This is a genomic window from Caldimicrobium sp. SLHALR3 (assembly GCF_058692735.1).
The window spans coordinates 272,412-285,434 of sequence record NZ_CP182484.1 but is presented as its reverse complement, the minus strand read 5'-3'; the positions used below and the strand labels follow the sequence as shown (position 1 = coordinate 285,434).

Genomic DNA, 13,023 nt, shown 5'->3' with positions numbered 1-13,023 from the left:
AAACTTTCAATTCCATTGTTTCAATTCCTTATAGGTAGGCTCGCAACAGGACTCGAACCTGCAACCTTTGGATTCGTAGCTTGGTCTTTTCTTTCATTTTTGCAAATTTTTTTCAATTTTCTTTAAATTTTGAAAAATATAATATAAACGTTTTTTTAACATAATTATAACGTGAAGTATTAATGATAGCCAACTTATGATAGATGTATTTTTAGTCCTATTTTGGGGAAAAATCCCCAAAATTGTTCCCAAATGAAAATTGTCTTAATTTTAGGGGACCCTCAAAATTAACACAGAAATGATTTTGCTATAATTTTTGGGGAAGAATCAAAAAACAGTCAAAATGGATTTTGGTATTATAGAATTTATCAGGGCTGTAAAAAAAAAGCTGTAAAATCTGATATTCGGAAAAATTTAATCGAAATTTCTAATCAGATAGGAGATCTTTCAGCTCTTCTCTGGTTATTCCAGCTTGTTTGAGAATTTCTTTAACTGTACCTTTTGGTAAATCCTTTTTATGAAAAGGAACTACAATTCTCCTTTTTGTTTCAGGATGGTAATAAATGCGATGACTTCCTCTGGTTCTATCCAGAATAAAACCTCTTTTAGTCAAAATTCTGGCTATTTCTTCAGGTGTAAGAACTGGGATTTTAGACATTAACCGGAATGGTAATGGTATATTCCAGCATGGATTCTTCAGTCGGGATCTCTTCCTGGTGAGCTTCTAAACTTTCTAAATACAGCTGGATAGCTTCTCTTGCCATTTGAATGGCTTCTTCAATAGTTTCTCCGTAAGTTATACATCCAGGTAAAGAAGGAACTATAACTGTATATCCCCCTTCAGGCTCTTTTCTCAACAACACTCTATAAATTAACATCCTGACACTGCCTTTTAATTTTAATCGCTATTTCTAATTTACAGTTTATCTGCCTTTCTGTCAAGTCAATGTATAAGTCCATATGATTTTAGACTGGGGGTTATTTTTTAAAAAATCTTCACAATACCATCTTATTGGTGTTTTATTTTTTAACCCATAATGAGGTCTCTCACCATTATACCAGATTAAATACTCCATTGGACTTGCCCCAATATATTGGACAGTATAATACAAATTTGGAAAAAAATTAAACTAATTTATTGCAGGAGGTTAATTGTTATGAGACAAACTAGATTTACTGTTGACCAAATTATCAAAATCCTTGCTGAGGCTGATCTTCCTAACTCCTCTGTCCAACAAGTTGCCAGAAAATATAATATCTCCCCAAATACCATCTACCGCTGGAGAGCTAAATATAAAGGTCTTTCTTCCTCCGAAGCTAAACGCCTTAAAGTCCTGTAAAGAAAATCTTAAACTCAAAAAACTACTTGCTGAAAAAGAACTACAAATTCAAATACTTACTGAAGCTTTAAAAAAAGCATCTAACAAAGGAGCAACTTATGTCCCTTGCTCAAAATCTAATCAAAGCAGGTATGTCTGTAACTTCTACCTGCAAGCTTCTCTATATCCCTCGTTCCTCATTCTACTTCTACTTAAAACACATTACCCGCAAAAACTCTAAACTCAACTCTAAACTTGCAATTTTAATTCAAAATCTTGCTTTCTCTTTCCCTTCCTTCGGATATCGTAGAATTACTGCGATCCTAAAACAAATGGGCTACAAAATAAACCACAAAAGAGTATACAGAATTTATAAAGAACTGAACCTCCAAAAATCTCCTCCCAAAGGCTATAAAAAGAAACAAAAAAGAGCTTCAGCTAAAAACATTCTCCCTTCTAAAGCAAATGAATTGTGGAGCCTTGACATAATTGAAGATACTATCAGCAAAAATGGTTTTATTAAAAAGCTCAGGATTTTTAATTTAATTGATGTTTTTTCAAGATTTGCCTTCTGGTAAGCCTTTTAAGAATGGATATGTGGAAAGTTTTCACAGGAGGATAAGAGAAGAACTTTTAGATGCTGAAGTATTTGAAAGTTTAGAAGAAGCAAGAAAAAAAGTTTTAGACTGGATCAAATGGTATAATACGGAAAGACCTCATTCTGCCTTGGGATACAAACCACCAATTGAAGTGTTTAGGAATGGGGGCTGCTTGACAATGTAAAAATTAAAGTGTAACATTATAATTGTCCAAAATTGGGGGCATATTCACCATCAACTTCCTGTTAAATCCCTCTAAATCATTTCTTAACTCTTCCTCCATAAAATCTATAAAATCATCCTCAAGTGTCCTGTTAAATCTCTCAACATACCCATTTCCCTTCGGATTCCTCGGATAACTAAAATAATGCTCTATACCTTCTTCCCTTAAATACCTCTCAAACTCACCCAAAAACTCACTACCATTGTCTGTTTGTACACCCCTTATCTCAAAAGGTGCTACCATCCTAAATTTCTCCATAAAATCTCTTGCACTCCTGCTTGATAAATTCTTATATCCATAAGCAAATCCAAATCTACTTGCTAAATCAACCCCTACTACCAAATACCTCTTTTATCCCATTCAAAAAATAAACAATACTATCAGAGCTACACTAAATCTCCAGGTCTTAAACCAATTCTTTTACTTTTAATCCGTTTTCTCCTTAGCTTCTTCCTCACCCTCTCATAAAACCTTCCTGTCTTTCCGTAATAACTTAACTTTACACCCCTCTCCCCTCAAAGTAATCCCCTTTCTTTCAAATACTTGATTATCCTCCCTATCGTTGAAACTGATACCTTAGCTAAACCCCTCTCCTCACAAAATTTGTCCACAAATGGTTTAAGTTTCTCTTTCCCTATACCAGGATGCTCCTTTCTAAATCTCAAAATAAAATCAATTACCTCAGGTCTCCAAGTCTTTTGTTTAACCCTTTTTGGTATTCTTGGTTTTGAATTAGAAAATTTGGATTAATTTCTAAGTCTTTTATGAATCTTCCTGCTCGACCAGAACATCATTGTAATGGATTTGGGTTACTGATTTTTAGGAATATTTAAAATTTACTCGATTCTCCTTTAGAATCATTTTATTAAGTCCGGGCTCGGGAGAAGAAAAAGAGGATATTAAAAAGTTTTGAGTATTGACAAAAGTCTTTTGTGGTATATAATTAAATAAGTTTAATTTACTGTAAAATAATGTAATACTATCATGTCTTACGCTGGTACAAAAAGGTTATTAGAAGAAAAACCTGAATGGATTTCTATTCTAAGAGCATGTGTTAAATGTGCTGAAAAATATGGAGAATTTGCTGGTAGTTGGGTCCTTAAAGAAGTGGAAAAAGAGTTAAAAAAGAAAGTATGGGTCCCTGGATTAAGAACTCTTGTAGCTTACGACATTTTAAAGAAGACAGATACAAGCAGAGGAGGTAGAAGGGCTTATTATATAATGCCTGACATAGATGGAACTAAAAAGGCTATTCAAGAATTTGAAAATTATAGAAGAGCTAAACTGGATAAGTGAATTTTATTTGTTGTAACAACATGCATAACGGTCATATTGGAAAAGGAAATAGACCAGTTACCAGAAAAGACTCCAAGTGCTTCCGTCTCGCTTTGGGCTGTCTCATTATTAATGATTATGAAGCTGAACTTATTATACATGCTCAACCCACCAGTTTTTTTTCGTATGGTAAGCAACCAGCAGAAATTTTAAAAAGATTAGGCTTTCAGGAGTATCAAGAAGAATGCAATATATTGGGAGGAAGAGGGTGTTTGTACAGGCCAATTTATAAAATAATGAAAAAAGATTTTTTTGATGCTTCCTTATTAGTCTATAAAAGTATGGAGAGAGAATTCATCATTAATGAATTCAATAAGTTTGCCGATAATATAGACACTATCATAGAACAAATACGAGAAATTGATGAAAAGTTATCAAATTTAGGCTTCGCCTTCCCTTGGATAGCAAATTATGTTGAACCCCCGGTATTAGATCTTTCAGGAGAAGAACCGAGTTGGTTAGATAAATATAAACCTAAAAGATTAATAGAGATTGAAGAACATATAAAGGAGTTAACATTAGAAAAACAGAATCTTAGTGAATACTTATTACTTTTGTATTCAGATGGGGAATTACTAGAAAATGCGGTAAAGAAGACTTTAGAAAGTTTTGGGTTAATTGTAGAAAAGACAGAAAAAGGTTCTCCGGTTGATTTAATTGCTTTTACCAAGGATAAAAGTAAAATTTTTGGAATAGAAGTTACAGGCACTTCACACGGAATTAGAAAAGACAGTCGCAAATTAATTCAAATATTGGAGTTTGACATGAAAAAAGAAAATAAAGAAAAACCAATCTTAATAGCAAACACATATAAAGATTTGGATCCAGAAGAAAGAAGGAACAAAGAACATTTCACTAAACAAGTAGTAGAATATTTAGAACCTCTTGGAATTCTATTAATGACTACTCTCGATTTATATAATTTATGGTTACAAATGTATGAGGATAAATTATCAAAAGAAAAGATCATAGAAATATTATATACTCAAAAGGGAATTTTTCAAGCTGTAAACTGCAACTAGTAATACTTGTTTCGGTTCGTGAGTGTACGTAAACTATATACCTGATACTCCGATCAAGGCCTGCATGTTCCTTCAGGGCTGCTTCAACATAACCATCTCTTTCAAATACTCTCTTAACTTTCTCTAAAAGAGCCATAATCTTTTCCATCTGATAAATTCTAAACCTCTTTTCTAAAAGTGTATTCAGAAACTAACATCGATCTTCTACTTGAAAACTGGTATTTTCAACTATCAGTTAAACCAGTATCCTTTGCATAAACAATGCTAAAGCTGTCTCCCCACCTCAACCCATCAACAACCTTAAACAAAAACTCCCTCACAAGTTCCTTCATATAAGGCAACCTCTCAAGTTCAGGATTTGAAGGATCAAAAATAATTCCACTCACTTTTCCTTCTCTTTTAAACCTTATGAGCTGATCAGGAATCAATCTCTTACAAATTTCATTAGAGACTCAAAAATCAGCTCCTGATAAAGCAGATAAACATAGAGTAACTAATAGAACTCATTTTCTCATCAACTTTCTCTTTGGTCTTTGTCTCTATCAAATTTATTATTCTCGTAATTTTCTTTTTTGCTACTTCTATTAATTTTACTATTATTTCATTCTTTCTTCAATATGACTATATATTCATAGTTTATAGTTGTATCTGTCATTCCTGCAATATTACTAGGACTATTCTTTTTAGGCATTCTCTTGTTTGGAATTTCTCTTATTATGGTTTTTATGTGTTTAAATCCGTTCCTTTCAAAAAATTCTCTCGTTATTTCGTCATTCAATATTTCAAAACCTTTCACTTTTCTGTTACCCACTACATAAGCTACTATACCACCTTTTTTGACTACTTTAGAAATGTTATTTATTGATTTCTCATAGTCTACATAAAAGGATAAAACGTCTAACATCCTATTCTTGTCTACTTCTGCAATCTGTAGTAACACCTTATCAAGGGGATCAAAACCAAAAACCTTAACGTCTTTTTTCCTTTCTCCTCCCATACATCTTCTATCAACTTCATTCAGATCTTCAAAACCTAACCACTGATTACTTAATCGTGAAAATTGCCCGTAAGCTACAGTAGTTCTTGAATCTCCATAAGGAGGAGAAGTTACCACTATGTCCACACTTTCAGGTGGAAGTATACTTTCAGGAATTTTATATACTGTATTAAAATCATAAACTTCAGATTTAGATTCGTTATTTTTTATTCTAATATATTCAACCATTCCATTTCTATTACGTATTAACTTGTTAACCATTACAGACAAAACGTCTGGTGCAAATTTTTCTATCTGCCTTCTTGACATTCTGCATAATTTAAATTCACTTTTCTGCGTTAAAGATACCTCTCTTACAGTCTCACTAAAAGCCACTTTGAAAAAATCACGAACATCGTTATTTTCTATTTTATCAATGTATTCTTTTATCACAGCAAGCCAATATTGAGTTTCCTTTTTAAACCAATAATCTATGTTTTGAAAGTTGGGAATTTTAGGATCAATTTTAACTTTGCCTAGTCGGACTGAAAAGACAAAATCGTTAAAATTTTTAAGATATTGATCTAATACATCTAAAGGAATTACAGTTGTCTTAACCTTTGATATTAATCTTGCTAGTGGATTAATATCAGTTCCTATAGCGTTTATTCCCCTTATGTTTGCTTCTACCAATGAAGTTCCAGTACCACAGTATGGATCAAACAAAAGTTTAGCTTTCCTGCCAAATTCGTCCAAAATTCGTCCTGCAACTTGTGGAATCATCATCGCGGGATAAGAATGAAAGCAATGGGTATATTGTTTAGTGTTTACTCCCTTAAAATCCCATGTTTTGTCTCTGTATTTATTACTCATATTTATTTATGTTCTAGATAAGTTTCTTCGTATCTTCATAAAGTTTTATTAGATTTTCTTCTTTAATGCGAAATGCAGTCCCTCTATTTCTTACTACTTCTCCTTTTTTACCTTTTTTCAAATGCATTCTGATGTCAAACCTATTAATGAATTTTTAATTGCTTCTAAAAATTTGCGAGAGCTTGGTTTGGTTAACAAATAAGCTTCGTTATAATGGAAATACTCGTCACCTTCTATAATTTTTCTCTCTGCAATAACAAGTAATATTTTACTCAATTTCATCATAAATTTCCCAACTATTACGTAAACATCCCACATTGCTATTATCTCATTAGTATTTACATCAATCAGATAAATTACATTTTTATTTTCATCTACATTTATTGATATACCTTGAGAAACTGGTTTTCCGTAAAACACTGTATTCTTAAAAGCATACCTACCTTTATTGTCTATATAACCATATTTCTTTATAAAGTCTTCCTGTTTAACACGCCAAACATCACGATTACAAGTAAAAAGAGTAATTAAAGATTTAGAATCTCTTCTTACAGTTTTTATTTCCACTCTTCCACCAATGTCAGGAATTGGAATATTATTTTCTTTTACCCCGAAATAAACCTCAAAAGTATACCCTATTCCTGTTGTTCCACTTCTTAGCGATTTAATAAAACCTTTATCCTTAATAGCCTGAAGCTTATCTTTTACCTCATCTAAACGCATTTTTTAACCTCCAAATAAAAAACTTTCATTGTCTTTACAATATTTTCCCAAAATTATATCAACAAACTTTTGCATAAATAATACCAAATTTGTTTCTTCACTTTAATTTTAGGTTTTTTAAACTTTACGATTATTTCTGTCCACGATACAGTACTCTTCTTTCCACAAAGTGACCAGAACAACTTTTGGAAACTCAAGCACTGATAGAAAAGTTTTTTGAGACTAAAGAGATACTCTGGATAATATTTTTTAATAAAGTCGTAAACTATCACCCAGTTTTGCCTACTATTTGTTCTGTCTCATCTGTTAATAAATATTATACATAACAGAGTTAAAAAGAAAAGTCTTTATTACTTTTCCTTACAGTTACTGTTCTAAGAATCAATGAAACACATTCCGTTGTTTTCCTCGCTTTTAGTGAAGTTTCCCCCGATTTTTTGGACAGAGGGTTAAGTTTGGTTTCCTTCTGATTTATGGTTAAATATCAGAAAGGGGGGAATAAAGATGAAAGAGACAAAGAGGAAACATGACGGAGCCTTTAAAGCCAGAGTAATTCTTGAAGTAATTCGTGGTCAAAGAACTATTGCTGAAATTGCCTCTGAATATGGAGTTCATCCCAATCAGATTACTGCCTGGAAAAAACAATTTTTAGAAAGGCTTCCTAAAATCTTCACTCATAACTCTGATAAAGGAGAAAAAAGCTGGCAAGAAGAAAGTGCACCTTACTTAAAAATATTGGTGAATTAGAAATAGAAAGAGATTGGCTTCAAAAAAAATTAAACAGTTTTTCTTTAAAGAAAGAAAAGGGTGTATAGGCATGGATAACTCTCTTAGCATATCAAGACAATGTGAGCTTTTGGGAATTGCTCGTTCAAGCTTTTACTACAAGCCAAGACCAGAGTCTGAACTTAATCTTGAACTTATGAGGCTTATAGATGAGATTTACACAGAATGGCCTTTTTATGGTATCCCGAGGATAACAGCTCATTTAAGAAGCAAGGGTTACAATGTAAATCACAAGAGAGTGGAAAGACTTATGAGACTTATGGGATTAAAGGCTATTTATCCCAAAAAGAGGCTTTCTAAAGGTAATAAGCTCCACAGGATCTATCCTTATCTTTTAGAAGGAGTTGATGTAACGGAGCCTGATCAGGTATGGTGTGCGGATATTACATACATACGAATGAAACGAGGATTTGTGTATTTGGTAGCGCTTATGGATTGGTATTCAAGATATGTAGTATTTTGGAAATTATCAACAACCCTTGATGTATGGTTTTGCATAGAGGCTTTAAAAGAAGCCCTAAGGATTAGAAAGCCTGAGATATTTAATACTTATCAAGGTTCGTAGTTTACAAGTTATGAATTTATGGGTATACTCCAATCTGAGGGGGTTCTTATAAGCATGGATGGAAGAGGAAGGGTGTTTGATAATATATTTGTAGAAAGGCTTTGGAGGAGTTTAAAATATGAGGAGGTATATATTAAGGATTATAAGGATGTATGGGAGGCAGAGGAGAATATAAGGAGATATTTTCTTTTTTACAACAAAGAGAGGTTACATAGTGCCTTAAGTTATAGAACTCCGGAGGAAGTATATAACGAAGAAAGATGACTATGGGAAAAATAAAACTAAAAAGAAGGAGACCAAACTTAAATATGGTTAAAATTTGTCCAAACAATGGGGGAAAGTGTATCCTGTGCGATTTTTATCAAGATACCACTTACTCTTGGAATTTGAATTTTTAGTTTTTTTGAATAATTTTTATATTGCTTTGTTAATACCCGGTCCTGTTCTCCTTCTTCAAAAAGAGAGTTAGTAATATCCTCTCGCTCAGGATTTCGGACAATATTTGGCGAGTATCTAAAGTTTGCAGAGCGAAGCGTAACAAATTTGGGCGAAGACGCAAGCCGAAACCAGATACCCGCTTGTTAGCAGATCTGAAGAGCTAGCCTGCGAAAGCAGGTGAAGAGTTCCGCACACCCCGCCAAAAGTATCAAAAATATATCGTAAACACATTTCTACCACCCGCAAATGCTCTCATAGATTTATCCCCGGTTAATAATATTGCATTGTATTCTATACAATTTTCAATGATTCTTTCATCTCTTTCTTCATTGGTTAGGTTATTTGGGATTTCTTCTATTTTTCCTATACTTTCCAATCTTATTCGTCCCATAGAATTAAATTTGGACAGTTCTTCAAACTCTTTTTTACCTCGAGGAGTTCCATCACATTCTTTCCTGACCACCGGCGAAAGGATTATTGTAAAATTTTCAAAAAACATTGAGCTGTTAAGGTCTCGTGATATAACCTTTCCCTTGATGGCACTACTATCTGGTAAAACATATCCACAGTAGTATCTAAGAGTTATTCCTGCATTATCAATAATTCTTCCGCAATCCTTGTTAATACATTTTATTCCACTTATATGCTCACCATTTTTTTTGAAAACAACAAACTCAACACTTTTTAGAATAGTACCACAATATGGGCAAACCAATGAAAGAGATTGAATAGAAAGATTACCTTTATTGAAATCCTCTAAAAATTCGGTGGATAACAATTTCTCATCAATAGGTGGTGAAATTTTTTTCACTTCTTCTGTCCTTCCCTCAATCCTTCTAACATTTCTAAAAGACCTCTTTACGAACCAAGGCCAAGACTTGTGTTTATTCCACCATGCTTTAAGCCAAGCCTCAGTTTTCGGGTCTCCTGCATTTCCAGAACCTACAGACAAACCATTTATCTTAAACTCAGGATTTTCATTGATGGCTTTTATCACTGCTTCCCTCTGCCTTTTTGATATTAGCGAGGCAACCTTCGCCTCAAGATATTTGTCTTCAGAATTTTGAGTAACAATAACTTCTGCTCCTTGTTTCTTCAAGAAGTTTAAAAATCGCCTTAAAGTATCTCCTATTCCATAATCATCCAGAACTATTCTACAGCGAGAAATTTCAACTTTCCGGAAAAAAATGGAGAGTATTTTCTGATAACTCACATCCATTATTTTATTCAGATTGTACATGTCAACATGCCAAGGCGGTATTTTTTCATAGATAAAATCAAAGCCTCTACCTCTTAACTTATCTAATTTCATAAAAATATCATCCCAGTATTCATATCCATGTCTTTTTTTCGTGTCTGCTGAACCTACCAGTAAGTCAATTTCTTTAAAAATTTCTTTTGGGAAAATTACACCTGTTAAAACTGTATGTCCGATCACTTCACCCTTTCCAGTTTCATCTAAACCAATAAGAAAATCTCTGGTTGGAAGAACATAAGCAGAATCTACAATCGAATCTATATATTGCCATGCACTGAATACTGCTGGATCTCTTGCATTTGAATGGGTACTGTAAAGAGTCCCTCTTTTGTAATAAGTAAAGGTTGAGTCAGAAAATCTAACCCGCCATTCTTCATGTGGTGATTTTACCTCTTGTTCTTCTCCTCCATTTTTTAATAGGTAATCCTTAATTTCTCTAGCAGTAGTAGAATCCACATTTTTCCATGTTCTATCGCTCATTTTCTCTTCCTCTTTCTCTTACTCTTTACCGCATATTCAGGATATTTATCATAGATATAGTCAAACAATATTTTACTTTGCCAAATTTTTTGTCAAGTAGATGTATAAGTCCATATGATTTTAGACTGGAGGTTATTTTTTAAAAAATCTTCACAATACCATCTTATTGGTGTTTTATTTTTTAACCCATAATGAGGTCTCTCACCATTATACCAGATTAAATCCCCTCGAAGTAATCCCCTTTCTTTCAAATACTTGATTATCCTCCCTATCGTTGAAACTGATACCTTAGCTAAACCCCTCTCCTCACAAAATTTGTCCACAAATGGTTTAAGTTTCTCTTTCCCTATACCAGGATGCTCCTTTCTAAATCTCAAAATAAAATCAATTACCTCAGGTCTCCAAGTCTTTTGTTTAACCCTTTTTGGTATTCTTGGTTTTGAAATAAGACTCTCAAGCTTTCCTCCACTTTCTCTAAACTTCTTCTTCCATAAATATATAGTTGCCCTTGAAACACCAAAAGCAGATACTGTAGCGGGAGTTCCGTATTTGTCATGAAATTCTATCACCTTAAGCCTAAAAGCTACCTCTTCTCTTTTCTTTTCATCTTTAATAGCTGAAAGCTTCTCTGCAAATCTGAGATCTTTCCAGGGATTAGGGGTGATAAAAAAAGAATACATTGAAACTCCATACTTACCCTTTTTTCTTTTTCATCTCTATCTCCCCTTTTAATTTTTAATTTCAATCTTACTACTTTTTTATTTTCTGAAAAGCTACGGAACTTATGCAGATTATAACCATAGTGTCAAGAAGTTTGTGTATAAATTAATTCTTCTTTTGAAATTGTTCTAAATTCTCTTTCTTTATCTCCGTATCTTGCCCTCCTGAGCTCCATTAACTCATCTATGTATCTTTCAAAATTATGAACTTTTCTTCTCTCATATTTCATATTCATCTCTTCTATTACCAAATAAACCACCTTCTCAAGTGATAACTCTGTATGAAAGACCTCTATAACCAACGCTTGCCTCTTTACTTCCTTTATAAACCTTTCAAGAGCATTTGTAGTATAAATGTATCTCCTAAGACTTACAGGATACTTCAAATATGTCATAAGACTGTCTAAATCCCGCTCCCAGCTCCTTATTACTTCAGGATAAATCCTTCCCCAAATCCTCTTAAATCTCTCAAAGTTCTCCCTCCATAAACCCTCATTATGTGCCTCGTATATCCTCTTTAAATCCTCTGCCACTACCTCTCGGTCTCTTTTTCTTACCTTCTTCAAAGTATTTCGTACCTTGTGTAAAACACAACTCTGAAAATCGGCTCTCGGATACACTAAAGCTACTGCCTTTTCAAGACCTGGTAAATTGTCGGGAGCATTAAGCAATGGCTCTTTTAATCCTCTATCGTAAAGGTCTGTCAAAACTTCTCTCCAGACCAGTGAACTTTCTCCACTTCCTCCTGATAAATAATAAGCTATGACTTCTTTTATTCCCTCTTCTTGCAATCCCATCACTACATAAACAGACTCCTTTTCCACAATTCCGTTTCTTCTCAACTTAATAAAAAAAGCATCTACAAAAAGTATAGGATACCACTTGGTTATAGGTCTTTTTCAAATCTTCCATTTTCTTCTCCACAGCATCCGTTATTCTTGAAAGAGCTTGAGGCGAATATTTAATTCCGTAGAGACTTTCAAGAATTCGTGAGATATCTCTTTAGCGAACCACTTGAATACATAGCAATAATAAGTTCATCCAAAAAGAAAAAACGGTTTTTTTGATAGGGTTCTAAAAGAGAACTTCTGAAGTTATTAAGTCTCGTTCTGACTACCCTTAGGTCTTTAATTTCTCCAAGAGGTGTTTTCAAGTTTCTCTGGTAAAAACCATTCCCTACATCTCCAAAATTTTCACAAAAGACTTTTCTTTTGCTGAATCATAAACTCAAGAAACTCCTTAATTTCTGATAAAATTTTTTCTAAGAGTTCCTGTTTTACCCTTTCTTTTTCTTTTGAGTGGTGTATAATATTTTTGGAGTTTTTGTAATGGTTTTGTTTCATATTTACCCTCCTGAGTGTGGTATTTTCTTTGGGGAGAACTCTCAGGAGGGCAACTTATATCATTCTTTAAAAATTTCAAGCTCTTTAGTTCATTCATTTTTAAAAATCCATTGCATACACAAAATTTATTATACTACCTAATTTCATCTTTTAATTTTATAAAATTAAAGTAAAGACTTAAAAATCGAAAGATTATAAAGGGGAAAGATTATAAAGAGGTTAGAATTAAGTAATTTTTCAATGGGGCTACCGGTAAATCTCACAGCTTGAGCATTCATACTTTTTGTATTTCTGCTTGTTAAAAGAAGTGTGTAAATTTCACAAATAGGGCAGTTGGGGCATAGGTTAACTTTTTATGAAAAAA

General features: G+C 33.2%; 15 protein-coding genes and 2 pseudogenes. 6 read left to right on the top strand and 11 right to left on the bottom strand.

Going from position 1 to position 13,023, the window contains the following annotated elements:
- Positions 1-427 precede the first annotated feature (427 nt).
- Complete coding sequence (locus ACLGLP_RS01525) at positions 428-658, bottom strand: type II toxin-antitoxin system HicA family toxin (RefSeq protein ID WP_492113180.1); 231 nt, start codon at positions 656-658, stop codon at positions 428-430.
- Positions 651-878 carry a type II toxin-antitoxin system HicB family antitoxin gene (locus ACLGLP_RS01520; RefSeq protein ID WP_492113179.1) on the bottom strand — a complete coding sequence of 76 codons (228 nt, stop codon included), beginning with the start codon at positions 876-878 and terminating at the stop codon, positions 651-653. Before ACLGLP_RS01520 ends, ACLGLP_RS01525 begins: the two co-directional genes overlap by 8 nt.
- A 279-nt stretch (positions 879-1,157) precedes the next feature.
- Between ACLGLP_RS01520 and ACLGLP_RS01515 the strand changes: the two genes are divergently transcribed.
- From ACLGLP_RS01515 to ACLGLP_RS01505, 3 genes are all read left to right on the top strand, one after another.
- On the top strand, positions 1,158-1,340 hold the full coding sequence (locus ACLGLP_RS01515) for a transposase (RefSeq protein WP_492113178.1): 183 nt from the start codon (positions 1,158-1,160) through the stop codon (positions 1,338-1,340).
- Positions 1,341-1,438: 98 nt separating this feature from the next.
- Complete coding sequence (locus tag ACLGLP_RS01510; protein ID WP_492113177.1) at positions 1,439-1,897, top strand: IS3 family transposase; 459 nt, start codon at positions 1,439-1,441, stop codon at positions 1,895-1,897.
- The gene (locus tag ACLGLP_RS01505; RefSeq protein WP_492113176.1) at positions 1,869-2,102 is read left to right on the top strand and encodes an integrase core domain-containing protein; all 234 of its coding nucleotides are present in this window, start codon (positions 1,869-1,871) and stop codon (positions 2,100-2,102) included. Before ACLGLP_RS01510 ends, ACLGLP_RS01505 begins: the two co-directional genes overlap by 29 nt.
- Positions 2,103-2,105: 3 nt before the next feature.
- Here the strand turns inward: ACLGLP_RS01505 and ACLGLP_RS01500 are convergent, their stop codons facing one another.
- The gene (locus tag ACLGLP_RS01500) at positions 2,106-2,483 is read right to left on the bottom strand and encodes a DDE-type integrase/transposase/recombinase (protein WP_492113175.1); all 378 of its coding nucleotides are present in this window, start codon (positions 2,481-2,483) and stop codon (positions 2,106-2,108) included.
- A 642-nt stretch (positions 2,484-3,125) separates the two neighbouring features.
- Here ACLGLP_RS01500 and ACLGLP_RS01495 point away from each other — a divergent pair.
- Positions 3,126-3,437, top strand: a complete 312-nt coding sequence (locus tag ACLGLP_RS01495) for a hypothetical protein (RefSeq protein WP_492113174.1) — start codon at positions 3,126-3,128, stop codon at positions 3,435-3,437.
- A gap of 20 nt (positions 3,438-3,457) precedes the next feature.
- A complete protein-coding gene (locus ACLGLP_RS01490; protein WP_492113173.1) occupies positions 3,458-4,498 on the top strand; it encodes a hypothetical protein in 1,041 nt (346 codons plus the stop codon).
- Between the two features lie 224 nt (positions 4,499-4,722).
- On the opposite strand, the gene ACLGLP_RS01485 is transcribed toward ACLGLP_RS01490, so the two are convergent.
- From ACLGLP_RS01485 to ACLGLP_RS01475, 3 genes are all read right to left on the bottom strand, one after another.
- A complete protein-coding gene (locus ACLGLP_RS01485) occupies positions 4,723-4,884 on the bottom strand; it encodes a hypothetical protein (protein ID WP_492113172.1) in 162 nt (53 codons plus the stop codon).
- A gap of 215 nt (positions 4,885-5,099) precedes the next feature.
- Positions 5,100-6,347, bottom strand: coding sequence for a DNA methyltransferase (locus ACLGLP_RS01480; RefSeq protein ID WP_492113171.1), 1,248 nt, complete (start codon positions 6,345-6,347; stop codon positions 5,100-5,102).
- A 117-nt stretch (positions 6,348-6,464) separates the two neighbouring features.
- Positions 6,465-7,070, bottom strand: coding sequence for an MvaI/BcnI family restriction endonuclease (locus ACLGLP_RS01475; RefSeq protein WP_492113170.1), 606 nt, complete (start codon positions 7,068-7,070; stop codon positions 6,465-6,467).
- Positions 7,071-7,574: 504 nt separating this feature from the next.
- Between ACLGLP_RS01475 and ACLGLP_RS01470 the strand changes: the two are divergent.
- Positions 7,575-8,685: pseudogene (locus ACLGLP_RS01470) on the top strand (IS3 family transposase).
- A 382-nt stretch (positions 8,686-9,067) separates the two neighbouring features.
- Here the strand turns inward: ACLGLP_RS01470 and ACLGLP_RS01465 are convergent.
- The 5 genes and pseudogenes from ACLGLP_RS01465 to ACLGLP_RS01445 all read right to left on the bottom strand — a co-directional run bounded on the left by ACLGLP_RS01465 (position 9,068) and on the right by ACLGLP_RS01445 (position 12,659).
- Positions 9,068-10,597 (bottom strand): hypothetical protein, encoded by a 1,530-nt coding sequence (locus tag ACLGLP_RS01465; RefSeq protein WP_492113169.1) that lies wholly within the window; start codon positions 10,595-10,597, stop codon positions 9,068-9,070.
- 92 nt (positions 10,598-10,689) lie between these two features.
- Entirely contained in the window at positions 10,690-11,277 is a 588-nt protein-coding gene (locus tag ACLGLP_RS01460; protein WP_492113168.1) for a helix-turn-helix domain-containing protein, read from the bottom strand.
- 125 nt (positions 11,278-11,402) lie between these two features.
- Positions 11,403-12,206, bottom strand: coding sequence for an IS256 family transposase (locus ACLGLP_RS01455; protein WP_492113718.1), 804 nt, complete (start codon positions 12,204-12,206; stop codon positions 11,403-11,405).
- Positions 12,207-12,295: 89 nt separating this feature from the next.
- Positions 12,296-12,478: pseudogene (locus ACLGLP_RS01450) on the bottom strand (hypothetical protein); the annotation flags it as partial.
- 31 nt (positions 12,479-12,509) lie between these two features.
- A complete protein-coding gene (locus ACLGLP_RS01445; RefSeq protein WP_492113167.1) occupies positions 12,510-12,659 on the bottom strand; it encodes a hypothetical protein in 150 nt (49 codons plus the stop codon).
- Positions 12,660-13,023: the final 364 nt, after the last annotated feature.

Bases quoted from the DNA above. Each gene is read 5' to 3' on its own strand.
- ACLGLP_RS01475 (WP_492113170.1), bottom strand. From the start codon at position 7,070: ATGCGTTTAGATGAGGTAAAAGATAAGCTTCAGGCTATTAAGGATAAA.
- ACLGLP_RS01460 (WP_492113168.1), bottom strand. From the start codon at position 11,277: ATGTATTCTTTTTTTATCACCCCTAATCCCTGGAAAGATCTCAGATTT.
- ACLGLP_RS01445 (WP_492113167.1), bottom strand. From the start codon at position 12,659: ATGAAACAAAACCATTACAAAAACTCCAAAAATATTATACACCACTCA.
- ACLGLP_RS01465 (WP_492113169.1), bottom strand. From the start codon at position 10,597: ATGAGCGATAGAACATGGAAAAATGTGGATTCTACTACTGCTAGAGAA.
- ACLGLP_RS01515 (WP_492113178.1), top strand. From the start codon at position 1,158: ATGAGACAAACTAGATTTACTGTTGACCAAATTATCAAAATCCTTGCT.
- ACLGLP_RS01505 (WP_492113176.1), top strand. From the start codon at position 1,869: ATGTTTTTTCAAGATTTGCCTTCTGGTAAGCCTTTTAAGAATGGATAT.
- ACLGLP_RS01495 (WP_492113174.1), top strand. From the start codon at position 3,126: ATGTCTTACGCTGGTACAAAAAGGTTATTAGAAGAAAAACCTGAATGG.
- ACLGLP_RS01525 (WP_492113180.1), bottom strand. From the start codon at position 658: ATGTCTAAAATCCCAGTTCTTACACCTGAAGAAATAGCCAGAATTTTG.
- ACLGLP_RS01520 (WP_492113179.1), bottom strand. From the start codon at position 878: ATGTTAATTTATAGAGTGTTGTTGAGAAAAGAGCCTGAAGGGGGATAT.
- ACLGLP_RS01490 (WP_492113173.1), top strand. From the start codon at position 3,458: ATGCATAACGGTCATATTGGAAAAGGAAATAGACCAGTTACCAGAAAA.
- ACLGLP_RS01480 (WP_492113171.1), bottom strand. From the start codon at position 6,347: ATGAGTAATAAATACAGAGACAAAACATGGGATTTTAAGGGAGTAAAC.
- ACLGLP_RS01510 (WP_492113177.1), top strand. From the start codon at position 1,439: ATGTCCCTTGCTCAAAATCTAATCAAAGCAGGTATGTCTGTAACTTCT.